Origin of the sequence: Kitasatospora sp. NPDC101801 (assembly GCF_044766665.1) — a bacterium.
Classification (GTDB): Bacteria; Actinomycetota; Actinomycetes; order Streptomycetales; family Streptomycetaceae; genus Kitasatospora.
Genome location: NZ_JBIWML010000013.1, coordinates 124,975 through 148,018, shown reverse-complemented (window position 1 = coordinate 148,018; position 23,044 = coordinate 124,975). Strand labels below are relative to the sequence as shown.

Below are 23,044 nucleotides of genomic sequence, written 5' to 3'. Positions count from 1 at the left end.
GCGGCGCGACGGCGTACGTCGTCGGGCAACGGCTGGTGGAGCGACCTCGGGCTGGGCAACACTGCGTCCTCCTCGCTCGGTCCGGTGACCCCGGCTCGGCCCGGGGCACCTGGGACGGCGACTCCCGCGCGCCGGTGCGGACGGGCACCGGCACGGGGGAAGCCGCGAGGTGAGCCTAGAAGATTCGTTCGTTCCCCTGCGAGGTGGCCCGGTGATCCGAGCATCGGTGACCGGCGGGAGGCAGCCGCCGCTCTGGGCGCTCCCGGCTCGGGTTCTCCCGGGCCGCGCTCACCTCCACGATGGACCTCCGGACGCCGCCATGCGCTCCGAATCGCGTGCCACCACCCGGAAGCACACCTGATGGGTGACGGCCGGTCAGCCTTTGGTACCAGTTCCGCGGCCGGCGCCCGCCCGATCGGCCCGGGCGGACGTACGGTGGGTTCGTCCGCGTCTGTCCATCGGTTCGTCCGGCCCGGATCCGTCCGGCGGCAAGGAGTCGACAATGTCAGGAACGATCGGCACCGAGGGCGTCGAGGTCCAGGACGTCGAAGCGGCCGACCGCTTCGAGGCCCGGATCGACGGGGCGCTCGCGGGCTTCGCCGAGTACATCCGGAGCGGAAAGCTGGTGGTCTACCCGCACACCGTGGTGGACCCGGCCTTCGAGGGCCGGGGCATCGGCGGCGCACTGGCCAGGGCGGCCCTGGACGACGCCCGGAAGCGCGGGCTGCCGGTGCTGGCCACCTGCCCGTTCATCAAGGCGTGGATGATCCGGCACCCGGAGTACGCGGATCTGGCGTACGAGAACCAGAGCCGGGTGAGCGACTGATGGGCGGCGTCCGGGAGTACCCGGCCGACGGCGTGACGGTCGGCTTCGACGCGACGGTCTGCCGGCACGCCGCCGAGTGCGTGCGCGGACTGCCTGAGGTGTTCGACACCGGGCGGCGGCCCTGGGTGCACCCGGGGGCGGCCGCGCCCGAGCTGGTCGCCGAGGTGATCCGGCGCTGCCCGACCGGGGCGCTGAGCTACCGGCTGACGGTGGGCGGGGCGGAGCAGCCGGAGCGGCCGACCACGGTGCGGCGGACGGCGGACGGGCGGCTGCTGGTCCGGGGCGAGCTGTCGATCGAGGGGCGGCAGAGCAGCAGGGCGATGCTGTGCGGTTGCGGGAGCAGCGCGGAGCAGCCGTACTGCGACCGGAGCGGGGTCTGCGGCGGTCACGAATGACAGATATTGAAATCTGTCATCACACATGCCATAGTTGAGGCATCGCCCCTCCCTCCCCTCAGGAGCCTCCTCATGAGCACCACCCCCGCCCGCACCCGCCTCGGCAGCACCGGCCCGGAGACCTCCGCGCTCGGCCTCGGCCTGATGGGCATGTCCGACCTGTACGGCCCGGCCGACGAGGCCGAGTCGATCGCCACCGTCCACGCGGCGCTGGACGCCGGCGTCACCCTGCTGGACACCGGCGACTTCTACGGCATGGGCCACAACGAGCTGCTGCTGCACGACGCGCTGCGTGGTCGCGACCGCGAGTCGGTGCAGATCAGCGTCAAGTTCGGCGCCCAGCGCGGCCCGGACGGCAGCTGGCTCGGCTACGACACCAGCCCGGCCGCCACCAAGACCGCCCTCGCGTACACGCTGCGCCGGCTGCGCACCGACCACATCGACGTCTACCGCCCGGCCCGGCTCGACCCGAACGTGCCGGTCGAGGAGACCGTCGGCGCGATCGCCGACCTGGTCAAGGCCGGGTACGTCCGGCACATCGGCCTCTCCGAGGTCGGCGCCGACACCCTGCGCCGGGCCGCCGCGGTGCACCCGATCAGCGACCTGCAGATCGAGTACTCGCTGATCTCCCGTGGCATCGAGGCCGAAATCCTGCCCACCGCGCGCGAGTTGGGCATCGGCGTGACCGCGTACGGGGTGCTCTCGCGCGGTCTGCTGAGCGGCCACTGGCAGCACGACCGGGAGATCTCGGCCACCGACTTCCGGGGCTTCAGCCCGCGCTTCCAGGGCGAGAACCTGACCCACAACCTGAGCCTGGTGGAGGCCCTGCGGGGGATCGCCGAGGGCCGGGGCGCCAGTGTCGCCCAGGTCGCCATCGCCTGGGTGGCCGGGCGCGGGTCGGACATCGTGCCGCTGGTCGGCGCGCGTCGCCGGGAACGGCTGGCCGAGGCGCTCGGCGCCCTGGACGTGCAGCTCACCGAGGGCGAGCTGGCCGCGATCGAGGCCGCCGTCCCGGCCGGGTCGGCCGCCGGGGACAGGTACGCTGCGGCTCAGATGGCCCACCTCGACAGCGAGCACTGACCCGCCGTCGGCCCGGCGGTCGGCCCGAACCGGAGGAAAGACCGTGACCAGCGAGAGTGCCCTGACCTCCGAGCAGATCCTCAGCGCCGCCGAGGACGTGCTGCGGCGGTTCGGGCCCGCCAAGGCCACGGTGGTGGACATCGCCCGCGCCCTCGGCGTCAGCCACGGCAGCGTCTACCGGCACTTCCCCAGCAAGGCGGCGCTCCGCGAGGCCGTCACCCAGCGCTGGCTGGACCAGGCGCACCACGAACTGGCCGCGATCAGCAGCCGGCCGGGCCCGGCCGCCGAGCGGCTGCACCGCTGGCTGGCCACCCTGTTCGCGGCCAAGCGCCGGAAGGCCCTGGACGACCCGGAGCTGTTCGCCACCTACCTCACCCTGGTCGGCGAACTCTCCAGCACCGTCGAGGCCCACGTCGCCACCCTGACCACCCAGATCGCCGCCATCCTCGACGACGGCGTCCGCCAGGGCGAGTTCCGTACCACCGACACCGCCACCACCGCCCGCGCGGTCTTCCAGGCCACCGCGCACTTCCACGACCCGGTGCACGCCGCCGAGTGGTCCGACCCACGCAGCCAGGCCGACTTCGAGGCCCTCTGGACCCTCCTGCTGACCGGCCTCGGCCCCCCGGCCTGACCCGGGAAACCCGCTCGCGCCCGGGTGGCCCGAGCAGCGAGGATGGCGTCTCCCGCCGGACCCCGAGGAGAACCGCCATGCGCCCCGCCCACGACAGCCTGCACGGCCTCGCCCTCGGCGACGCCTTCGGTGACCGCTGGTTCCAGGTCGCCCCGGGCGAGGCGGAGGTCGAGCTGACGAGCCGTCGGGTGCGGCCCGCACCGTGGCACTGGACCGACGACACCGCGATGGCGCTGGTGCTGTTCCGCCACCTGGAGACCCACGGCGAGGTGCGCCCCGACCTGCTGGCCGGCGAGTTCGCGCGCGAGTACACGGTGAATCCGGGCCGCAAGTACGGGCCCTCGATGCACCAGGTGCTCCGGGCCGTCGAGGCCGGCGCCGACTGGCGCACCGTCACCTCGGAGATGTTCGACGGCCAGGGCTCGTACGGGAACGGGGCGGCGATGCGGGTGGCACCGCTCGGCGCCTGGTTCGCGGACGACCTCGACCGGGTGGCCGAGCAGGCCCGACGGTCGGCGCTGGTGACGCACTTCAACCCGGAGGCGGTGGCCGGCGCGGTCGCCGTCGCGCTGGCGGCGGCACTGGCCGTCCGCAGCCGGGGCGGGGCCGCGCCGGAGCGGGCCGACCTGCTCGCCGAGGTGGCGGGCCGGCTGCCGGAGAGCGACGTCCGGTCCGGGCTGCGGATCGCGGCCCGCCTCCCGGCCGGGACCTCGGTGCGGCACGCCGCCGTGGTGCTCGGGTCGGGGCTGCGGATCTCGGCGCCGGACACGGTGCCGTTCGCCCTCTGGTGCGCCGCGGGTGAGTTGGACGACCTGCCCGAGGCGGTCTGGCGCACCCTCGGCGGGTGGGGGGACATGGACACCACCTGCGCGATCGCCGGCGGTGTGGTGGCGGCCAGGACCGGGCTCGGCCAGGTCCCGGCCGGGTGGTGGCGGGCGGTGGAGGAACTGCCGGGTCAGTCCCGGGAGTTGCCGAAGACGATGCGGTAGCCGACCAGCAGGACGAAGGCGCCCGCGATCGAGGCGATCCAGGTGGCGGGGTCGTAGAAGCTGGTGGTCACCGGGCGGTGGAGGAGTGACGAGGAGAGCCAGCCGCCGACGAAGGAGCCCGCGATGCCGATCAGGGTGGTGACGATCAGGCCGCCCGGGTCGCGGCCCGGCAGGATGAACTTGGCGATTCCCCCGGCGACCAGGCCGAGGATGATCCAGCTGAGGATACCCATGGTGCTGTTCCTGCCCTTCCCCTCGCCCGCCCATGCGTGAACGGTCTCTGCGGAGCAGGACGCGGCACCCCGCCCACCCGGTTGCACTCCGCCGGGTGGGCGACCACCTGCTGGGACGAGCTTGACGCAGCCGCCCCACGGCGTCAGGATCACCCCATGGACACCGGCACCACCCTCGTCTGCCGCCTGCACGTCGATCTGCGACGCCAGGCGAGCGACATGTGTGCCTGCTGACGGTTCCACCTCGTTCCCTGTGACGTCTGCCAGGGCCTGAGCCGCCGCACCGGCTCCGCTCCACCCGTCTGGCTTCCCTCCCGCTCGACCGTCACCGTGCTGCCGCACGGCTGCCGGTCCGCTTCGGACTCCCCGAGGACCCGTCATGAGCCTTGATCTGGACATCCGCCTGTCCACCGCACCCGCCCCGCTCTCCCCCGCCGCGCTGCGGGAGATCGTCCAGGAGGTGGCCGCCCGCCCCGGGGACTGGCTGCCCCGGGTCCGGCTCTCCGCCGACGAACGCTGGTACGAGCGGCTGAGCCTGACCGAGGATCACGAGGTCTGGCTGATCAGCTGGCTGCCCGACCAGTCGACCGGGTTCCACGACCACGGCGACTCCAGGGGCGCCTTCACGGTGGTCCTCGGCGAGTTGGAGGAGCTCTCCCTCGGCGGGCCCGAACACGGGCTGCTGGTACGGCGGTTGGCACCGGGAGCGGTACGCTCCTTCGGCCCCGAGTACCTGCACGACGTGCGGAACACCACCACGGGACCGGCGGTCACCATCCATGCGTACTCGCCGCCGCTGAGCGAGATGGCCAGGTACGAACTGCGGGCCGGCGGTCTGGTGCAGACCGCCTCGGAGCGAGCGGAGCAGTGGGCATGAGCGGCATCGACGCACTGGTGGAGCGGTCCCGCGAGGGCGTGCACCGGCCGGGCCCGGCGGAGGCGTACGACGCGGCGGCCGCGGGCGCGCTGCTGGTGGACATCCGGCCGGTCGGGCAGCGGGCCAGGGAGGGCGAGATCCCCGGTGCGCTGCTGATCGAGCGGAACGTGCTGGAGTGGCGGCTGGACCCGACGGGCAGTCACCGCATCCCGCAGGCCACCGGACCCGACCTGGCGGTGATCGTGGTCTGCTCCGGCGGCTACGCCTCCAGCCTGGCGGCGGCCGCCCTGCGCGAGATCGGGCTGCCGCTCGCCACCGACCTGGACGGCGGCTTCGTGGCCTGGGCGGCGGCCGGCCTGCCCACCCGGCCGGGCGGCCGACCGTCCTACGACGAGGTGGAACTGACCCGAAGTGACAGGATCGGTGAAGATCCGACAGATCATTGACGTTTGCCGCCATCCTGACCCGGGCAGGCCATAACGTCGCCAAGATCCGCACCGACCGACCCGCCCGACCCAGCGGCACCGGACGCCACCGGCGCCCGGAGCACCACCCGACCGAGGACCCTGACGTGATCAGATTCGACGGCGCAGCCAAGCGCCACCCCGACGGCACCGTTGCCGTCGAAGGGCTGGACCTGGAGGTGCCCGCCGGTCGAATAACCGTGCTGGTCGGCCCGTCCGGATGCGGCAAGACCACCCTGCTGCGGATGGTCAACCGGATGGTCGAGCCGACCGGCGGGCGGGTGCTGCTGGACGGCACCGACGTCGCCGAGCTGGACGCGGCCAAGCTCCGCCGGGGCATCGGCTACGTGATCCAGCAGGCCGGGCTCTTCCCGCACCGACGGGTGATCGACAACATCGCCACCGTGCCGTACCTGCTCGGCTGGGACAAGAAGCGGGCCCGGGCCAGGGCCGCCGAGCTGCTGGAACTGGTCGGCCTCGGACCGGAGACCGCGAAGCGCTACCCGTTCCAGCTGTCCGGCGGACAGCAGCAGCGGGTCGGGGTGGCCCGGGCGCTGGCGGCGGACCCGCCGGTGCTGCTGATGGACGAGCCGTTCAGCGCGGTCGACCCAGTGGTCCGGGGCGGCCTCCAGGAGGAACTGCTGAGGCTCCAGGGCGAGTTGAACAAGACCGTGCTGTTCGTCACGCACGACATCGAGGAGGCGGTCCGGCTCGGCGACCAGGTGGTGGTGCTCCGCGAGCACGGCCGGATCGCCCAGCACGCCGACCCGCACACCCTGCTGACCGCACCGGCGGACGAGGGCGTGGCCGGTTTCCTGGGCCGGGACCGCGGCCTGCGCGGCCTGGGCCTGCGCCCGGCCGTCGGGATCGCGGTCCGGCCGCTGGCCGAGGGCACCGGATACCACGGCTGGCAGCTGGCCCTGGACCCGGCGGGCCGCCCGGCCGAGTGGCGGCACCCGGACCGACCCGCCCGCCCCGCACCGGGGTTCAGGCCGGAGCAGGACACTCTGCGGACCGCGCTGGACGCCGCCGTGCTCTCCCCGGCGGGCGCGGCCGTGGTGCTGGACGCCCAGGGCCTGGCCGTCGGCACCGCCGACCGGGCCACCGTGCTGGCGGCGCTGACCGAGCCGCACCCGGCCCCGACCGAGCAGCACCGGGTGGCCGAAGGTGCCTGACGACGAACCGCTGGTCCGCTGGGACTGGATCCACGACCACCTCGGCTACCTGGGCGGACTCGCCCGGGACCACGCGGTGCTGTCCCTGGTCCCGGTGCTGATCGGCCTGCTGCTGGCGCTGCCGCTCGGGCTGGTCGGCGCGCGTTTCCCGCGCCTGTACCAACCCCTCGCGGTGGTCTTCAACACGCTGTACGCGATGCCCGCGGTGGCGCTGTTCACGCTGCTGGTGCCCTACACCGGGCTGGGCAGCCTGGGCACCGTGATGATCCCGCTCACCTTCTACGCGCTGGCGCTGCTGCTGCCCACCGTGGTGGAGGGCATCCGGGCCACCCCGGAGCCGGTCCGGCAGGCCGCCGTCGCGCTCGGCTACGGCCCCTGGCGCCGGCTGGCCGCCGTCGAACTCCCGGCCGCGGTGCCCTACCTGGTGGCCGGGCTGCGGGTCGCCGCGGTCTCCAGCATCTCGATGGCGGCGGTCGGCGCGCTGATCGGCCGGGGCGCGCTCGGCTACCTGTTCATCAACGGGTTCCAACTCACCTACACCACGCCGATCCTGGCCGGGATCGTGCTGATCGCGGCGCTCGCGCTGCTGGTCGACCTGACGCTGGTGGCGGCCCGCCGGGTGCTCGCGCCGTGGGCGGTCCGGGAGCAGGGGGGCGTCCGGTGAACTGGATCGACTGGCTGCACACCTTCTTCACCGCCCCCGCCCGGCAGACCGGGCCGGACGCGATCGCGCACCGCCTGGCCGAGCACCTCGCCTTCACCGGCGAGGCCCTGCTCTACGCGGGCCTGCTGGCCGTACCGGCCGGGCTGCTGCTCGGCTACACCGGCCGGGGCGCCGCCGTGGTCACCGTCCTGACCGGCACCGCGCGGGCGCTGCCCACGCTCGGGCTGGTCACCCTGGTGGTGCTGCTGGCGGGCGTCGGCGAGAGCGCCGTCCTGGTCCCGCTGGTGGTGCTGGCGATCCCGCCGCTGCTGGCGGGCGCGGTGGAGGGGGTCCGGGGCACCGACCCCGACCTGCGGGACGCCGCCCGGGGCATCGGCCTGACCCATCCTCAGGTGCTGTTCCAGGTCTGCCTGCCCGCCGCGCTGCCCACCCTGCTGGCCGGGCTGCGCAGCGCCACCATCCAGGTGATCGCCACCGCCACGGTGGCCGCGTACGTCGGTCTCGGCGGCCTCGGCCGCTACGTGATCGACGGCCTGGCCCTGCGCGACTTCCCGTCGGTGGCCGGCGGGGCGGTGCTCGTGGTGCTGCTCGCGCTGCTCACCCAGCTGCTGTTCGCGGGGCTGATCCGGTACGCGCTGCCACCCGGCGTCCGGCCAGGACGCACCGCCCACTGACCACTGCACGTCCCCGACCGCTCCACACCGACCACTAAGGAACCTTCATGACCACCCGTCTGCTCAGAACCGCCACGGCCGCCGCCCTCCTGCTGGGTGCCGCGGCGTGCAGCTCCTCCGGCGGCGGCGACCCGCTGGCGGCCCCCTCCGCCGCCGCGGGCTCCGGCAAGACCGTGGTGATCGGCTCGGCCAACTTCCCCGAGAACGAGCTGCTCGCCTCGATCTACTCGCAGGCCCTCAAGGCCAAGGGCGTCAAGGTCGAGGAGAAGTTCAACATCGGCAGCCGCGAGGTGCTCTACGGGCAGCTCAAGAGCGGTGCGCTGACCGTGCTGCCGGAGTACAACGGCGCGCTGCTGACCTACCTGGACGCCAAGAACCCGGCGCTGACCGGCGGCACCGAGGCGGTCAACGCCGCGCTCGTCACCAAGCTCCCGACCGAGCTGGCGCTGCTGGACTCCTCCGCCGCCCAGGACAACGACTCGCTGACGGTCACGCCGGAGACCGCCGCCAAGTACAACCTGAAGAGCATCGCCGACCTGGCCGGCAAGTCCGCCGAGCTGGTGATCGGCGGCCCGCCGGAGTTCAAGAACCGCAGCGAGCCGCTGCTGAAGGACGCCTACGGCCTGACCTTCAAGGAGTGGAAGCCGACCGGCGAGACCACCGCGAACGCCATCAAGGACGGCAGCATCCAGGTCGGCAACGTCTTCACCACCGACCCGAAGATCGTCACGCTCAAGCTGGTCCCGCTGACCGACCCGAAGAACGTCTTCAGCACCCAGAACGTCACCCCGCTGGTGAACAAGGCGGGCGTGGACGCCACCAGTACCGAGGTGCTGAACAAGGTCTCCGCCAAGCTGGACACGGCCGGCCTGGCCGAGCTGATGAAGAAGGTGGCGGTCGACAAGACCGACCCGTCGGCGGTCGCCAAGGAGTGGCTGAAGGCCAACGGCCTGATCTGACGCACCGTCCGGTCAGCACGGCGGCCGCGGCCCGCATCCGGTTCTCCGGGTGCGGGCCGCGGCCGTGCTGTGGCCCTGGGGGCTGCTCAGTACCAGTGGTGGGTCTGCCAGAACGACCAGGCGGCGTTCGGGCTGCCGTAGCGCTCGTTCATGTAGCCGAGCGCCCAGCTGATCTGGGTGGCCGGGTTGGTGCGCCAGTCGGCACCGGCCGAGGCCATCTTGCCGCCGGGCAGCGCCTGGGCCAGCCCGTACGCGCCGGAGGAGGCGTTGGTGGCCTTGATGTTCCAGCCGCTCTCGTGGCTGATGATGTTGCTGAACGCGGCGTACTGACCGGCCGGGACGATGCTCCGGGCCAGCTCCTTGACCGCGCTCGGGCTGGTGCCGACGGTGGCGGCGGAGAGCTCGGAGCGCTGCTCGGAGCGGGAGGCCACGGCCGGGTTCTCCTGCTTCGGCTGCTCGGCCGGGGCCGGGGCCGCCTCGGGCTGCGTGGCAGCCGGGGCCGGGGTGCTCGCGGAGACCGCGACCGGGGCGGCGACGGCGTTCTCCTCGGGCAGCGCCACCGCGACCGCCGAGGCGGCGCAGGCGGTCGCCAGACCGGCGGAGGCCACCACGAGGGTGGTGCGGCGGCGCATCACGGCAAGGAGGGAACTACGCATGAAGAGGACGACCTCCATCGTGTGGACCGGCTCGGGGCGCACCGCTGCCCGGTCGGCTGAGCGCCGTGACCTGGGGCAGCCGCACCACCGGCCGTGAGCGCCCCTGCTGCTGCGGGCGCCTGGCGGCGCGCTCCCCCGGACCGGTCCGACCGAGTGGTGGCCGGTGCGACAGGCGGGAGCGCCTTGCGACTCCACCAGTGTTAACGCGTCCCCTACCGGCCCACAAGGGCACCGACTACGACGCCGGGTCGTAGTCCCGCCTTCACCTTCGACCCCCAGTCGCCTGAACACCGAGGAACCCGCCCACACCGCCGCCCCGCACCTTCGAAACCACTGTGGCCGGGCTCACCTCCGCCGGTACGCTCCGCCACCGGTACGCTACCGCTGCCGGTGCCCGGGCCGGCTGCCTTCGGGGGGAGACACCATGCAACCGCACCTCGGCCGTCCCGCGGACCCGCCGCCGCCGCGCGAGTGGCGCCGCTCCTGGTGGTGGCTGCCCGAGCAGGAGCGCCGGGCCAGGCGGGAGCGCCGCCGGGCGTACAACCGCTGGAAGGCGCAGCGGTCGAAGAACGACTGCGACGTCTGCGACTGCCTGGGCGACGGCTGCGGCGACCCCTGTCTGATCGCGCTGATCCCGGTGGTGCTGACCTCGGCCGTCCGGTTCGCCGTGGGCGGGCGGCGGGCCGGGGCGGATCCGGCCGCACCGGTGCCCGCCGGGCGGACGGCGGCCGCGCTGTACGGCGCCGTCCACCACTACCGCGCCCGGATCAGCCCGGCCCGGCGGGCCTGCTGCCCGTACACCCCGTCCTGCTCCACCTACGCCGTGCAGGCGCTGCACCGGCACGGCGCGGCCCACGGCGCCCGGCTCGCCGCAGGCCGGCTGCTGCGCTGCCGACCGGGCACCCGGGGTGGCAGCGACCCGGTGCCGGGGCGCTGACCGGCCGTCAGTTCTTCGCCCAGGGGCGGCAGAGCAGCGCGAAGGTGAGCAGCGCGACCGCCCCGCAGGCCGCGACCACGATGCCGAGCAGCAGGACCGAGGGCCGGCCGCCGAGGCTGCTGAGCGGAGCCACCAGCGCGCCGCAGGCGAAGGTGCTGACACCGATCAGCGCCGAGGCGGACCCCGCCGCGTGCGGGGCCATGGTGAGCGCCTGGGCCGAGGAGTTCGGCAGCACCAGACCCATCCCGGCCATCAGCAGGAAGAGCGCGGGCCACACCCCGGCCAGGCCGAGGTGCCAGACCGTGCTGAACAGGACCAGCGCCAGGCCGGCCACCAGCGCGGCGGCCAGCCCGATCGGCATCAGCCGGTTCATCGGCATCCGCTGAACCAGCACCCGACCGTTCAGCTGGCTGAACCCCACCACGGCAAGGGAGTTGACCGCGAAGATCAGGCTGTAGGTCTGCGGGGTGATCTGATACTCGCTCTGCAGCACCACCGAGGACCCGCCCACGTACGCGAACAGCGCCCCGAAGCTGAACGCGCTGGTCAGCACGTAGCCGGTGAACCGCCGGTCCCGGAGCAGCCCGCCGATCGCCCGCAGCGTGGTGCGGAAGCCGCCCCCGTGCCGCCGCTCCGGCGGCAGCGACTCGCCCAGCCCGAGCAGCACCCAGGCGGTGAGCACCGCGCCGAACAGCACCAGGGCCAGGAACGAGCCCCGCCAGTCGGTGAACCTGAGCAGCTGGGCGCCGACCGCCGGGGCGAAGATCGGGGCCAGCCCGCTGATCAGCCCGAGCGAGGCCATGAAGCGGACCATCGCCACGCCGCCGAACCGGTCCCGGGCGATCGCCCGGGCGATCACCAGCCCGGCCGCGCCCGAGAGGCCCTGCAGGAAACGCCCGCCCACCAGCACCGGCATCGACCCGGCGAACGCACAGATCAGCGTGGACAGCGTGTAGAGCACCAACCCGGCCAGCAGCGGCCGACGGCGGCCGAGCCGGTCGCTCATCGGACCGAACACCAGCTGACCGATCGCCAGCCCGAGCAGCGAGCCGGTCAGGGTCAGCTGGGCGGCGGGCGCGGTCGAACCGAGGTCACCGGTGAGCGCCGGGATCGCCGGCAGGTAGAGGTCGGTGGTGAGCGGTCCGAGCGCGACCAGGCTGCCCAGCACCACCACGGCGGCCCGCCCCGGCGCGGGACCGTCGGCCGCCTCCTCACCCGCCTGCCCGGCCGGTTGCTCGGCAGTGATCCGGGCGGGTGTCGCGCCGGCGGTCTCGGCGGTCGGGCCTGTCATGGGGCTCCTCGGGTGCTGGTCGGGTGCCCCAGTCCTACCGCAGCCGCCCCCGTCCGAGGAACCCGGCCCCCACCGCTACTCCGTGGTCGTACCGGCCTTGCGGGCCGCGATCACCACCACGTCGTCCTGCCAGCCGTACAGCCGGTCCCCGATCACCGCCACGTTGTACAGCCCGCAGCGGGCGTCCGCCCGGGCCACCGCGTCGTTCGGGAACCAGGCCGCGCGGAGCCGCACCGTGCCCTCCGGGCTCGCCCTCCGGCACTCCGCCGGCAGCTTGCCGTCCGGCAGGGTGGCGCTGATCAGCCGGTCCCCGCCGGTGGTCGACATCAGGTACGCGACCTTGGTCGCCCCGTCCGGCAGCCAGCGCGGCACCGAGCTCAGGTCCTGCTTGGCGGCCGCCCCCGAGGCGTAGTGCGACCTCTGCTGGTGCCGGTCCTCGAACCAGTCCTGCGCCTTCGGCAGCACCACCAGCGCACCGGCTGCCACCACCGCCGCACCCGTCAGCGCACCGACCGCCACCTTGCCCGCGACACCCATGCCGCACCCCTCGCCCTCGACTCCGACCCGCTCCACCCATCCTTGCGGAGGGTGCGGCAGCCGCAGTCGGCACGAAGTACCGCTTCGGCCTCCACCCCTGGTCTGACGGCGGCCGCTACGGACGGAACTCCCGGACCACCTCGATCAGGCCCACGATGTGCTGGTTGAACTCGGCCAGCTCCTCGGCCGGGACCCAGAGCTCCAGGATGGTCCGGCCGCCGGCCTGCCGGACGGGGTACCGGGTCAGGAAGTCGGTCTCCACCTCGAACCGGGTCACGTAGCCGACGCCGGAGGCGGGCACGTTCCAGTCCCGGGCGATCCGGACCGCGTAGTCCTCGTTCAGCACGGGGTAGAAGATCGGCTGGTCCGGCAGCCGGGGCGGCCAGGCGCGCCAGGCGGCGGCCTCGACCAGCGCGAGCTCCTCGGGGCCGGTGGGGCGCCACAGGGTGGTGGTCGCGGTCATGGTCCTGCTCCCCCTCCGGTCGAGGCCGGCGGTCGGCAGCCGGTGGCCGCCGCTCGGCGAAGGGCCCACCGTAGTGGCCGGTCCCCCGGCCGCCCAACGGGTTTGTGCCGGTCAGCGGTAGGCGGACTCGCCGGTGATGGCCTCGCCCAGCACCAGGGTGTGGATCTCGGAGGTGCCCTCGTAGGTGAGCACCGACTCCAGGTTGTTGGCGTGCCGGAGCACCGGGTACTCGACCGTGATGCCGTTGGCGCCCAGGACGGTACGGGCGCTGCGGGCCACCTCGATCGCGGTGCGGACGTTGTTGAGCTTGCCGAAGCTGATGTGGGCCGGGCCGCACTGCCCGGCGTCCTTGAGGCGGCCGATCCGGTGGGCGACCAGGTACGCCTTCTCCACCTCCAGCATCATCTCGACCAGCTTCTGCTGCGTCAGCTGGAAGGCGGCGATGGGGCGTTCGAACTGGATCCGGGTCTTCGCGTACTCCAGCGCGGTGGTGTAGCAGTCCCGGGCCGCGCCGACGGTGCCCCAGAGGATGCCGTACCTGGCCTCGCCCAGCGAGGAGAGCGGGCCGCGCAGGCCGCGCACCCCGGGCAGCACCGCGTCGGCCGGCAGCACCACCTCGTCCAGCACCAGTTCGCTGGTGACCGAGGCGCGCAGCGAGAGCTTGCCGTGCACGTCGGTGGCGGAGAAGCCGGGGGTGCCGCGCTCGACCAGGAAGCCGCGCAGGCCCTCGTCGGTCTGCGCCCAGATCACCGCGACGTCCGAGATCGACCCGTTGGTGATCCACATCTTGGTGCCGGACAGCACCCAGTCGGTGCCCTTGCGGCGGGCCCGGGTGCGCATGTTGGCGGGGTCGGAGCCGAAGTCCGGCTCGGTCAGCCCGAAGCAGCCGATCGCCCGGCCGGCCGCCAACTCCGGGAGCCAGCGCAGCTTCTGCTCCTCCGAACCGAAGGCGTGGATCGACCGCATGGCGAGCGAGCCCTGCACCGAGACGAAGCTGCGCAGCCCGGAGTCGGCCGCCTCCAGCTCCATGCACGCGACCCCGTACTCGACGGCGGTCGACCCGGCGCAGCCGTAGCCCTCCAGGTGCATCCCCAGCACCCCGAGCTTCCCCAGCTCGGGCGCCAGCTCCTTCGCCGGGAAGACCCCCCGGTCGAACCAGTCCCCCACGTACGGGCGGATCCTCTCGTCCGCGAACTTCCGTACGGTGTCCCGGATCAGGCGCTCCTCGTCGGTGAGCAGCTCGCCCACCGCGAGCAGGTCGGCCGGGTCGGGGCTGGTGCGTGCCATGTCGCGCTCCTCGGGGCGGGGTGAGAGTGGCACGAGTATCGCGCACCATCCAGGCACCAGGGACATGGCAAGGCGCGAGACGCCGACCACACCCGACGGGACGGCGGGTCAGGGTTGCTAGTCTTTTGAACGCGCTCAGAAGCTCTGGCCGCACGGGGGTGGGGCTTTGCGTTTCCGGATTCTGCTGCTCATCGCGGGCACCGTCGCCGCCGGGCTCGGCGTGCGCGCCGTGGTCGGCGGGCCGGTGGGCGACGCCCTCCGGGACGCGCTCTACACCGCCATGGTGTACCTGCTGGTGCTGCTCGCCGCTCCCCGGACCAGGCCCGTCGCCGTGGCCGGGCTCGCGCTCGGGGTGAGCTTCGCGGTCGAGTTCCTCCAGCTCACCCGGATCCCCCCGGCGCTGCGGATCGTGCTCGGCTCCACCTTCAACCCGCCCGACCTGCTCTGGTACGCCGCGGGGGCGGCGGTCTGCCTGCTGATCCACCGTCGGCTCCGGCAGGCGGGAACCGGGCCGGGGTGAAGCGGCGTCAATTGCTCGTCGGAGGCTGCGACCAAAACCCGGGGCCGACCCGTCTGGTGGGTAGAGCCCGCGCAGCGCGGGCCCGCATGGCCGGCGTGCGGTTGGCACCACCAAGGGACAGCAACCGAAATGAACGAAGAAGACGGGTTCCGACCCAACGAGTTCCACCACGCGCTCGACACCGAACTGGCCGCCCTGACCGCCCCGGCGCTGGGTGACCTGGTCGGCCTGGCCGCCAAGGGCGGCCGTCGGAAGCGGCGTCTGCGCGCCGCCGGTGCGGCCTTCGGATCGGTGACCGCCGTGGCCGCACTGGCGGTGCTGGTCGGGTCGCTGGGCACCGGCCCGGCGCAGTCGACCGTGGCCGGCCCGGCGATCGGGCCCGCTGCGGCGCCGGCCTCGGTCGCCGCCTCGCCGTCCGCCCCGGCGACCCCGGCGGCGCAGGCCGACCCGCTGGTCCCGGTCACGGCGGCGAGCCTGCTCGACGCCGTGGTGAAGTCACTGCCGGCCGGGCTGACCGCCGACACCTTCCGGGCCAATCAGGCGAAGTACCCGATCGTCGACGGCATCGGCTACCCCGCGGTCTTCGCCTACGTGAACACGTCGGCCGGCGTCGGCCGGATCAGCGTCGGGGCCTTCCAGTCCGATCCCGAGGAGCCCGCCTGCCTGGCCGGCACCCAGGGCCGCATCACCACAGTCTGCTCCACCTCACCCGCGGGTGACGTGGTCGAGGTCGAGACCAACCCGACCAACTGCATCCAGGCCACCCGGGTCACCGTGCACCGCCCCCAGAACCTTGGGGTCGCGATCGACATCTCCAGCTGCCTGAACTGGACGAACGGTCAGAACCCGCCCGCGGTCCCGGCCCTGACGCAGGAGCAGGCCGTCGCGCTGGCCAGCAGCCCGCTGATCAGCACCTCCATGCCGTCCGCCTTCGTCGCGGCCGCCAACGCGAAGTACCCGGAACTGCCCCAGCCGCAGTAACACACCACCGACCGCCGCGGCCCCGTTTCCGGGGCCGCGGCGCTCCCCTTGACCCCCACCGAGACCGGAGCCCGATGGTGCGCACCGAAGCCGAGTTCACAGCCTTCGCCGAGGCCAACGTCACCCGCCTGCGACAGACCGCCTATCTGATGTGCCGGGACTGGCACCTCGCCCAGGATCTGACCCAGGGCACCCTCACCAAGATGTACCTGGTCTGGAACCGGCTAGCCCGCCAGAGCGCCGACCCGTTCAGCTACGCCCGCAAGGTGCTGCTGAACACCCTGCTCGACCACAAGCGGCTGCGCAGCAGTGGCGAACTGACGGTGGACCAGCTGCCGGACCGGCCGGACCCGAGCGACCCGACGGCCGACCGGCTCACCCTGCTGAACGCCCTGGCGCTGCTGCCCAAGCGCGACCGGGCCATCGTGCTGCTGCGCTACTGGGACGACCAGAGCGTGGAGCAGACCGCCGAGATCCTCGGGGTGAGCACCGCCGTGGTGAAGTCGCAGAGCATGCGCGCACTGGCCGTGCTGCGCACCCACCTGGGCTCGGACCGCGAGGCGCTGTTCGGCTGAGCTGGGCAGCACGTGTGACATTGCCTCCACAGCCGTGACCCCGGACCTGCCCCGGGTGTTGGGCCGGTCATGCGTACCGTGCTCCGAACCGCCGCCACCGCCGCTCTGCTGCTGGTGGCCGCCGTCGCTCCCGCCCAGGCCGTTCCGTCCGCCGACGGGCACAGCATCCCCGTGGGCGCCATCAGCGACCTGGGCAGCGTGCTGACCCTCGCGGACGTGGGCTACGACTTCGCCACTCTGCTCGGTCGGTAGGAGCCACCGGAAATACCCGGGGCGTCCGCGCGGCTGGCAGAGGCAGGAGGTGCAAGGTCATGCAGGAGTACCGGATCGAGCACGACTCGATGGGCGAGGTGCGGGTGCCCGCAGCCGCCAAGTGGCAGGCGCAGACCCAGCGGGCGGTGCAGAACTTCCCGGTCTCGGGCCAGCGGCTGGAGCGGGCGCACATCGCGGCGCTGGCCCGGATCAAGGCGGCCGCGGCCCGGGTGAACGCCGAGCTGGGCGTGCTGGACGCGGAGACCGCGGCGGCGATCGCGGCGGCCGCCGAGGAGGTGGCCGAGGGGCGGTGGGACGAGCAGTTCCCGGTGGACGTGTTCCAGACCGGGTCGGGCACCTCGTCCAACATGAACGCCAACGAGGTGATCGCCACCCTGGCCGCCGAGCGGCTGGGCCGGCCGGTGCACCCGAACGACCAGGTGAACGCGAGCCAGTCCTCCAACGACGTCTTCCCGTCCTCGATCCACATCGCGGCCACCGCCGCCGTGACGGGTGAGCTGATCCCCGCCCTGGAACACCTGGCGGCGGCGCTGGAGCGGAAGTCGGCCGAGTTCGCCGAGGTGGTGAAGTCCGGGCGGACGCACCTGATGGACGCCACCCCGGTCACCCTCGGCCAGGAGTTCGGCGGCTACGCGGCACAGGTCAGGTACGGGGTCGAGCGGCTGCGCGCCACGCTGCCCCGGGTGGCCGAACTGCCGCTCGGCGGCACGGCGGTGGGCACCGGGATCAACACCCCGCCCGGCTTCTCGGCCGCCGTGATCGCCGAGGTGGCCCGGACCACCGGGCTGCCGCTGACCGAGGCCAGGGACCACTTCGAGGCGCAGGGCGCCCGGGACGGCCTGGTCGAGCTGAGCGGTCAGCTGCGCACCGTCGCGGTCGGCTTCACCAAGATCGCGAACGATCTGCGCTGGATGGGCTCGGGCCCGCGCACCGGCCTGGGCGAGCTCAACCTGCCCGACCTGCAGCCCGGTTCCTCGATCATGCCCGGCAAGGTGAACCCGGTGCTGCCCGAGGTGGTGCTGATGGTGGCCGCCCAGGTGATCGGCAACGACACCACCGTCACGGTGGCCGGGGCGGGCGGCAACTTCGAGCTGAACGTGATGCTGCCGGTGATCGCCCGCAACGTGCTGGAGTCGGTGCGACTGCTCGGCAACAGCGCCCGGCTGCTGGCCGACCGCACGGTGGACGGCCTGACCGCCAACGTCGAGCGGGCCCGCGAGTTCGCCGAGTCCTCCCCCTCGGTGGTCACCCCGCTCAACCGGTACATCGGCTACGAGGAGGCCGCCAAGGTGGCCAAGCAGGCGGTCGCCGAGCGCAGGACGATCCGTCAGGTGGTCGAGGAGCGTGGCTACGTCGCGGCCGGGAAGCTGACGGCGGCCCAGCTCGACGAGGCGCTGGACGTACTGCGGATGACGCACCCCTGACCCCCCGAGAGGGGGACCGGACGCACCGGTGGCGCGGACCTCCCGGTCCGCGCCACCCGCGCAGATACTCAGCCCCCGGCGGCCATGCCGCCGGATCCGCCCCGGCGCATGCCCCGCCCGGCCAGGCCCGCCGCCATCCCGACGGCCGCCATGCCCAGGCAGACCATCAGCCCGCCGGTGATCACATTGGTGAGGATGGTCCGCCGGATCGCGTCCGTACCGGCGACCACCCAGGGCGCCAGGATCGTCCAGGCACCGATCAGGGTGGCGGCCCAGGCGCGCGCGTGGGTGCGCTCGTACGCCGATCCGTAGCCCGCCATCAGGACCGTGAAGGCCAGGCCGAGGATCAGGTTGCTGACCGTCAGCCCGGAGAAGCCGGAGAACCCGACCACCCAGGGCGAGACCGCCAGGAACAGACCCGACAGCATGGCCAGTGCCTCGACCGCCTGCGCCCGGGGAGTCGACACCACCCGCTCGTACTGCTCACGCATCTCCAGGATGTCCGGATGGTGCTCCATGCTCATCGGAAGCTGGGTTGACACCAGGACCACCTCCTCAGTCGGCACTTGGCACGCGCATGCTCACTACCCAGTCTGCGGCAGAAATAACAGTTTGTCCGGATTTACCCCCAGAAGGACTCGACGGCGGCCGCCTCCGCCGCCCACAGCTCCTCGGGCACCGCCTCGAACGGCTCGACCACCACCCGGCCGCCGTCCCGGCGCCAGCTGCCGAGCACCCGCCCGTCCACCACCAGCGCGGGCCGGACCAGCCCGCCACCCGCGTTGATCCGCTTCGCGTACCGCTGATCCAGCATCAGCCCCCGGTCGCGGTAGCCGAGCAGGTAGTTGTCGAAACCACCGAGCAGCCGCACCAACGGCTCCCCCTCCCCCGGCGGCTCGCCGACCGCGAACAGGCCGTCCCCGACCTCGGGCAGTCCGGCGAAGGCCCGGCGGCCGACCGCCTGGGTCAGCCCGGACCAGGCCGCGAAGTCCGCCGGCCCGGCCGGCCCGAAGGCGGCCACGTACCGGGCGGCCAGCTCGGCCGCCGCCTGCTCCGGGTCGGCCTCCGCCCCGGCCGGCACCAGCCGGTACCCCGGCTCACGTGGGGTCAGCTCCGCACCCCGGCAGAGCAGGCCGAGCCCGGCCGCGTACGCCATCAGGTGCGCCGGGGCCTGCCCGGTCGGCTCGACGCCCACGCCCCGGTGGTTCAGCCGGGCCACCAGCTCGGCCCGGGACAGCGGCTCGGTGAGCACCTCCGGCAGCACGGCCAGCGCCCGGCCGAGCACCTCCTCGGTCAGCCCGAGCTCCCGCCGCCTGCGGGCCCCCGCCGCGATGTTCCGCGCCCCGAACAGGGCCAGCAGCGGCTGGAGCTGATCGGTCGGCAGCAGGTGCAGGGTGCCGCGCATCAGCCAGCTGCTCACCACCTCGCTGTCCAGGTACGCCCGCTGCACCGCCGCCGGCTCGGCCAGCCCGCGCGCCCGCAGGCCGAGCCGGGCCGCCCCGGCGTCCTGCGCCTGGATGCCGGGGGCCCGGGCGGCGATCTCGGCCACCGTGGCTGGCCGGTCGGCAAACTGACTGTGCATCCGCCACCGCAGCAGCTGGTCGTCGTCGGTCACCAGGCTATTCTGCTCCGCCATTGACTGATCGTCGGGAGCAGAAAACCGTGGCCGCGGATTCCGTACCGGTGCGGGTGCGGCGGGAGGGCGGAGCGCATTGTCGGTGCCGCTCTACTCGGGTTCTTGTGCTTCTGCGGGGATGGTCCAACGCAGCAGGGTGGTGTTGCCGCGCTGTTCCAGAGTGACCGCGTAGACCTGGTTCCAGGCTCGTTCGCCGCGGTGGCGCATGGAGTGGTCGCCCGGGTCCCAGCCCAGCCCCAGGACCTGGCATCCGTCGATCTCGATATGGCCGGCGAGCAGGGGGTGGGTCAGGCCGGCCCGCTCCAGCAGGTGGAAGTGGGTGTGCGCATCCACGGAGACCATCAGCCCGATGCGGGGCCCTTCCGAAAGCCAGCTCTGCAGCCGGCCGGCGAACGCGTGAGCTTCGGCCAGCGGGAGGTCGAGCCGCCCGTAAGGGCCCTGCCCACCGTACTGGGGTGTCCGTTCGCCGCCGAAGTGGGCGTGGGCGTCCTCCTCGTCCTTCCCCCAGTACCTGACGTCGGCGAGTCCGTTGATCGACTCGCCCGGCAGCCCGACGAACGAGTCGAGGGCGCGGGCGTCCCCGAGGACCATGCCGCACCGGTCGACCGGCAGGTCACCGAGCCGGATCGGCGCTCCGCCGGGGTCGCCCGGCCAGGGCAGGCCGAGGTCGATTTCCAGGACCGACATCACCGGCCCGTCGTACGACTCCGCTGTCTCGGCGCGCACCTTCAGCGACCGGTCGGCAGCGGCCGGCACCGCGACCGCCTCGCAGGACCAGTTCCGGCTCGGGCCGTCCGCGGGCTCGTGCAGATGACCGCCACCGTGCGTCGCGGCGGCCAGTGCCCGCACGGACAACGGGTCGCCGAGCTCGGACCAGTGATCGATCCAGCCGGCCATACCCAGGACGAGCACCCCGGACGGCGCGGTGACGACCCCGAGGTCGACGGAGGTCTCACTCATCCGCTGATTCAACCAGGGCGGACTGTCACCGACAGCCACGGGCACCGCGGTCGCCGGCGGTCACAGGGGTGATCCGCGTCTCAACCCGGTGCGCCGCCGTTGCCTATGAAACTCGTTGCATAGCAGGATGGCGAGCATGGCACTGGAGCACGCGATCCTCGTCTCACTGCTGGAGCAGCCCGGCTCCGGGTACGAGCTGGCGCGGCGGTTCGACCGTTCGATCGGACGGTTCTGGACCGCCACCCACCAGCAGATCTACCGGGTGCTGCGGCGGATGGAGGCGGACGGCTGGATCGCCGCCCAGGAGGTCGCCCAGGACGGCCGGCCGGACAAGAAGGTGTACGCGGTGGCCGGGGACGGGCGCTCGGTGCTCTCCGACTGGCTGCGCGAGCCGGTCGAGCCGGAGACCGTCCGGCACGAGCTGGCCGTCAAGATCCGGGCCGCCGCCTTCGACGACCCCGCCGCCCTGGTCTCCGAGGTGACCCGCCACCGGGACGGCCACGCCGCCCTGCTGGAGCGCTACCGCACCGGCGAACTGCGCGACTTCCCGCCCGGCACCGAGCTCGACCCGCAGCAGCAGCTCCAGCACGTGGTGCTGCGCGGCGGCATCGAGTACGAGCGGATGACCATCGCCTGGCTCGACGACGTACTGAGCACCCTGCACCGCCTCGCCCACTGACCCTCACCCCCTCAGGAAGCCACATGCTCTTCAACCCGAGCACCTACGACCCGAAGCAGTTCGACGACACCACCCGCCGGCTGCTCCGCGCCACCGTGGACTGGTTCGAGTCGCGCGGCAAGCAGGCGCTGATCGACAGCTACATCGACCGCGCCTGGTACGGGGACTTCCTCGAGTTCGCCGCGAAGGAGGGGCTGTTCGCCGAGTTCCTGACGCCCTCCTCCGCCGACCCCGAGAAGCGCTGGGACACCGCGCGGATCGCCGAGCTGAACGAGATCCTGGGCTTCTACGGCCTCGGCTACTGGTACACCTGGCAGGTCACCATCCTGGGTCTCGGCCCGGTCTGGCAGAGCGGGAACGAGGCCGTCCGGGCCCGCGCCGCGAAGCTGCTGACGGAGGGTCACGTGATGGCCTTCGGGCTGTCCGAGCGCAGCCACGGCGCGGACATCTACTCCACCGACATGATCCTCACCCCGACCGCCGACGGGGGCTTCACCGCCACCGGCCCGAAGTACTACATCGGCAACGGCAACGTGGCCGGCCTGGTCTCGGTCTTCGGCCGCCGCTCCGACGTCGAGGGCCCGGAGGGCTACGTCTTCTTCGCGGTGGACAGCCGCCACGAGGCGTACCACCTGGTCAAGAACGTGGTGAACGCGCAGATGTACGTCAGCGAGTTCCGGCTGGAGGACTACCCCGTCCGGGCCGAGGACGTGCTGCACACCGGCAAGGCCGCCTTCGACGCCGCGCTGAACACCGTGAACGTCGGCAAGTTCAACCTCTGCACCGCCTCGGTCGGCATCTGCGAGCACGCGATGTACGAGGCCGTCACGCACGCCCACAACCGGGTGCTGTACGGCCGCAAGGTGACCGACTTCCCGCACGTGCGGCGGGAGTTGACCGACGCGTACACCCGCCTGGTGGCGATGAAGCTGTTCAGCGACCGGGCGGTGGACTACTTCCGCAGCGCCTCCCCGGAGGACCGCCGCTACCTGCTCTTCAACCCGATGACCAAGATGAAGGTCACCACCGAGGGCGAGAAGGTCATCGACCTGATGTGGGACGTCATCGCGGCCAAGGGCTTCGAGGCGGACACCTACTTCGACAAGGCCGCCAAGGACATCCGGGGCCTGCCGAAGCTGGAGGGCACGGTGCACGTCAACCTGGCCCTGATCCTCAAGTTCATGGCCAACTACCTGTTCGCGCCCACCGAGTACGCACCGGTGCCGACCCGGCTGGACGCCTCGGACGACGAGTTCCTGTTCCGGCAGGGCCCGGCCCGGGGCCTGGGCGCGATCCGCTTCCACGACTGGCGGACGGCGTACGACGCGCACGCCCACCTGCCGAACGTGGCCCGGTTCCGCGAGCAGGCGGACGGCCTGTGCGCGCTGCTGCTGGAGCACGCGCCGACCGCCGAGCAGCAGCAGGACCTGGACTTCCTGCTGGAGATCGGCCAGCTGTTCGCGCTGGTGGTCTACGGCCACCTGGTGCTGGAGCAGGCCGAGTTGACCGGCACCGAGCCCGACCTACTGGACGGCATCTTCGACTTCCTGGTCCGGGACTTCTCCGCGCACGCCACCGAGCTGCACGGCAAGACCTCCACCAGCGAGCCGCAGGCCGCCTGGGCGCTCGCCCAGGTCCGCCGCCCGGTGGCGGACGCCGAGCGCACCGCGAAGCTGTGGGCCCGGGTCGAGGCGCTCTCCGGCGCGTACGAGATGCGGCCGTGAGACACGTCGGGGGGGGGGGGCGCCGGGGGGGGGGGGGGGCCCGCCCCCCCCGGGGGGGGGGGGGGGTGGGGGGCGGGGGGGGGGGGGGGGGGGGGGGCGGGGGGGGGGGGGGGGGGGGGGGGGGGGGGGGC

28 protein-coding genes are annotated in these 23,044 nt (G+C 73.1%); 19 read left to right on the top strand and 9 right to left on the bottom strand.

Annotated features, from left to right (window positions below; genetic code table 11):
* The first annotated feature begins 502 nt into the window (after positions 1-502).
* From ACIRPK_RS17900 to ACIRPK_RS17880, 5 genes are all read left to right on the top strand, one after another.
* Positions 503-826, top strand: coding sequence for a GNAT family N-acetyltransferase (locus ACIRPK_RS17900; protein ID WP_403039567.1), 324 nt, complete (start codon positions 503-505; stop codon positions 824-826).
* Positions 826-1,221, top strand: a complete 396-nt coding sequence (locus tag ACIRPK_RS17895) for a (4Fe-4S)-binding protein (RefSeq protein WP_403039564.1) — start codon at positions 826-828, stop codon at positions 1,219-1,221. The genes ACIRPK_RS17900 and ACIRPK_RS17895 overlap by 1 nt, the downstream gene beginning before the upstream one ends.
* 72 nt (positions 1,222-1,293) lie before the next feature.
* Complete coding sequence (locus ACIRPK_RS17890; RefSeq protein ID WP_403039561.1) at positions 1,294-2,301, top strand: aldo/keto reductase; 1,008 nt, start codon at positions 1,294-1,296, stop codon at positions 2,299-2,301.
* 43 nt (positions 2,302-2,344) lie between these two features.
* The gene (locus ACIRPK_RS17885) at positions 2,345-2,935 is read left to right on the top strand and encodes a TetR family transcriptional regulator (protein ID WP_403039558.1); all 591 of its coding nucleotides are present in this window, start codon (positions 2,345-2,347) and stop codon (positions 2,933-2,935) included.
* 77 nt (positions 2,936-3,012) lie between these two features.
* Positions 3,013-3,924, top strand: a complete 912-nt coding sequence (locus ACIRPK_RS17880) for an ADP-ribosylglycohydrolase family protein (protein ID WP_403039555.1) — start codon at positions 3,013-3,015, stop codon at positions 3,922-3,924.
* Here ACIRPK_RS17880 and ACIRPK_RS17875 read toward each other — a convergent pair.
* Complete coding sequence (locus tag ACIRPK_RS17875) at positions 3,891-4,157, bottom strand: GlsB/YeaQ/YmgE family stress response membrane protein (RefSeq protein ID WP_403039552.1); 267 nt, start codon at positions 4,155-4,157, stop codon at positions 3,891-3,893. The two genes, ACIRPK_RS17880 and ACIRPK_RS17875, sit on opposite strands and share 34 nt — an antisense overlap.
* 379 nt (positions 4,158-4,536) lie before the next feature.
* Between ACIRPK_RS17875 and ACIRPK_RS17870 the strand changes: the two genes are divergently transcribed.
* The 6 genes from ACIRPK_RS17870 (at position 4,537) to ACIRPK_RS17845 (ending at position 8,970) form a co-directional block, all read left to right on the top strand.
* Positions 4,537-5,034 (top strand): cysteine dioxygenase, encoded by a 498-nt coding sequence (locus tag ACIRPK_RS17870; protein ID WP_403039549.1) that lies wholly within the window; start codon positions 4,537-4,539, stop codon positions 5,032-5,034.
* Positions 5,031-5,480: a rhodanese-like domain-containing protein gene (locus tag ACIRPK_RS17865; protein ID WP_403039546.1), complete on the top strand. Its 450-nt coding sequence runs from the start codon at positions 5,031-5,033 to the stop codon at positions 5,478-5,480. Before ACIRPK_RS17870 ends, ACIRPK_RS17865 begins: the two co-directional genes overlap by 4 nt.
* 125 nt (positions 5,481-5,605) lie before the next feature.
* On the top strand, positions 5,606-6,673 hold the full coding sequence (locus tag ACIRPK_RS17860) for an ABC transporter ATP-binding protein (protein WP_403039543.1): 1,068 nt from the start codon (positions 5,606-5,608) through the stop codon (positions 6,671-6,673).
* Positions 6,666-7,337 carry an ABC transporter permease gene (locus tag ACIRPK_RS17855; RefSeq protein ID WP_403039540.1) on the top strand — a complete coding sequence of 224 codons (672 nt, stop codon included), beginning with the start codon at positions 6,666-6,668 and terminating at the stop codon, positions 7,335-7,337. Before ACIRPK_RS17860 ends, ACIRPK_RS17855 begins: the two co-directional genes overlap by 8 nt.
* Positions 7,334-8,011, top strand: a complete 678-nt coding sequence (locus ACIRPK_RS17850; protein ID WP_403039538.1) for an ABC transporter permease — start codon at positions 7,334-7,336, stop codon at positions 8,009-8,011. The genes ACIRPK_RS17855 and ACIRPK_RS17850 overlap by 4 nt, the downstream gene beginning before the upstream one ends.
* Positions 8,012-8,058: 47 nt before the next feature.
* Positions 8,059-8,970 carry an ABC transporter substrate-binding protein gene (locus tag ACIRPK_RS17845; protein ID WP_403039535.1) on the top strand — a complete coding sequence of 304 codons (912 nt, stop codon included), beginning with the start codon at positions 8,059-8,061 and terminating at the stop codon, positions 8,968-8,970.
* 86 nt (positions 8,971-9,056) lie between these two features.
* On the opposite strand, the gene ACIRPK_RS17840 is transcribed toward ACIRPK_RS17845, so the two are convergent.
* Entirely contained in the window at positions 9,057-9,626 is a 570-nt protein-coding gene (locus ACIRPK_RS17840) for a transglycosylase SLT domain-containing protein (RefSeq protein WP_403039532.1), read from the bottom strand.
* A gap of 424 nt (positions 9,627-10,050) precedes the next feature.
* Here ACIRPK_RS17840 and yidD point away from each other — a divergent pair, with 424 nt between their 5' ends.
* Complete coding sequence (yidD, locus tag ACIRPK_RS17835) at positions 10,051-10,563, top strand: membrane protein insertion efficiency factor YidD (RefSeq protein WP_403039529.1); 513 nt, start codon at positions 10,051-10,053, stop codon at positions 10,561-10,563.
* Between the two features lie 7 nt (positions 10,564-10,570).
* On the opposite strand, the gene ACIRPK_RS17830 is transcribed toward yidD, so the two are convergent.
* From ACIRPK_RS17830 to ACIRPK_RS17815, 4 genes are all read right to left on the bottom strand, one after another.
* Positions 10,571-11,854 carry a multidrug effflux MFS transporter gene (locus ACIRPK_RS17830; RefSeq protein WP_403039526.1) on the bottom strand — a complete coding sequence of 428 codons (1,284 nt, stop codon included), beginning with the start codon at positions 11,852-11,854 and terminating at the stop codon, positions 10,571-10,573.
* Positions 11,855-11,929: 75 nt separating this feature from the next.
* Positions 11,930-12,427, bottom strand: a complete 498-nt coding sequence (locus tag ACIRPK_RS17825) for a hypothetical protein (RefSeq protein WP_403039523.1) — start codon at positions 12,425-12,427, stop codon at positions 11,930-11,932.
* A 79-nt stretch (positions 12,428-12,506) separates the two neighbouring features.
* Positions 12,507-12,854, bottom strand: coding sequence for a hypothetical protein (locus ACIRPK_RS17820; protein WP_403039520.1), 348 nt, complete (start codon positions 12,852-12,854; stop codon positions 12,507-12,509).
* A gap of 111 nt (positions 12,855-12,965) precedes the next feature.
* Positions 12,966-14,141, bottom strand: a complete 1,176-nt coding sequence (locus ACIRPK_RS17815; protein WP_403039517.1) for an acyl-CoA dehydrogenase family protein — start codon at positions 14,139-14,141, stop codon at positions 12,966-12,968.
* Positions 14,142-14,307: 166 nt separating this feature from the next.
* On the opposite strand from ACIRPK_RS17815, the gene ACIRPK_RS17810 reads away from it, so the two are divergent.
* From ACIRPK_RS17810 to ACIRPK_RS17790, 5 genes are all read left to right on the top strand, one after another.
* Positions 14,308-14,661, top strand: a complete 354-nt coding sequence (locus tag ACIRPK_RS17810; protein ID WP_403039514.1) for a DUF2809 domain-containing protein — start codon at positions 14,308-14,310, stop codon at positions 14,659-14,661.
* A gap of 129 nt (positions 14,662-14,790) precedes the next feature.
* Complete coding sequence (locus ACIRPK_RS17805; protein ID WP_403039511.1) at positions 14,791-15,642, top strand: hypothetical protein; 852 nt, start codon at positions 14,791-14,793, stop codon at positions 15,640-15,642.
* A 74-nt stretch (positions 15,643-15,716) separates the two neighbouring features.
* Positions 15,717-16,217, top strand: a complete 501-nt coding sequence (locus ACIRPK_RS17800; RefSeq protein ID WP_403039508.1) for a SigE family RNA polymerase sigma factor — start codon at positions 15,717-15,719, stop codon at positions 16,215-16,217.
* A 69-nt stretch (positions 16,218-16,286) separates the two neighbouring features.
* On the top strand, positions 16,287-16,469 hold the full coding sequence (locus ACIRPK_RS17795) for a hypothetical protein (RefSeq protein ID WP_403039506.1): 183 nt from the start codon (positions 16,287-16,289) through the stop codon (positions 16,467-16,469).
* A gap of 59 nt (positions 16,470-16,528) precedes the next feature.
* Positions 16,529-17,914 carry a class II fumarate hydratase gene (locus ACIRPK_RS17790; protein WP_403039504.1) on the top strand — a complete coding sequence of 462 codons (1,386 nt, stop codon included), beginning with the start codon at positions 16,529-16,531 and terminating at the stop codon, positions 17,912-17,914.
* A 68-nt stretch (positions 17,915-17,982) separates the two neighbouring features.
* Here ACIRPK_RS17790 and ACIRPK_RS17785 read toward each other — a convergent pair whose 3' ends face one another.
* The 3 genes from ACIRPK_RS17785 to ACIRPK_RS17775 all read right to left on the bottom strand — a co-directional run bounded on the left by ACIRPK_RS17785 (position 17,983) and on the right by ACIRPK_RS17775 (position 20,510).
* Positions 17,983-18,432 carry an SPW repeat protein gene (locus tag ACIRPK_RS17785; protein ID WP_403039610.1) on the bottom strand — a complete coding sequence of 150 codons (450 nt, stop codon included), beginning with the start codon at positions 18,430-18,432 and terminating at the stop codon, positions 17,983-17,985.
* A gap of 104 nt (positions 18,433-18,536) precedes the next feature.
* Positions 18,537-19,550: a winged helix DNA-binding domain-containing protein gene (locus ACIRPK_RS17780; RefSeq protein ID WP_403039501.1), complete on the bottom strand. Its 1,014-nt coding sequence runs from the start codon at positions 19,548-19,550 to the stop codon at positions 18,537-18,539.
* A 90-nt stretch (positions 19,551-19,640) separates the two neighbouring features.
* Positions 19,641-20,510 (bottom strand): hypothetical protein, encoded by an 870-nt coding sequence (locus ACIRPK_RS17775; RefSeq protein ID WP_403039499.1) that lies wholly within the window; start codon positions 20,508-20,510, stop codon positions 19,641-19,643.
* A 136-nt stretch (positions 20,511-20,646) separates the two neighbouring features.
* On the opposite strand from ACIRPK_RS17775, the gene ACIRPK_RS17770 reads away from it, so the two are divergent.
* Positions 20,647-21,189 carry a PadR family transcriptional regulator gene (locus ACIRPK_RS17770; protein WP_403039497.1) on the top strand — a complete coding sequence of 181 codons (543 nt, stop codon included), beginning with the start codon at positions 20,647-20,649 and terminating at the stop codon, positions 21,187-21,189.
* A 23-nt stretch (positions 21,190-21,212) separates the two neighbouring features.
* Positions 21,213-22,913, top strand: coding sequence for an acyl-CoA dehydrogenase family protein (locus ACIRPK_RS17765; RefSeq protein WP_403039494.1), 1,701 nt, complete (start codon positions 21,213-21,215; stop codon positions 22,911-22,913).
* Positions 22,914-23,044: the final 131 nt, after the last annotated feature.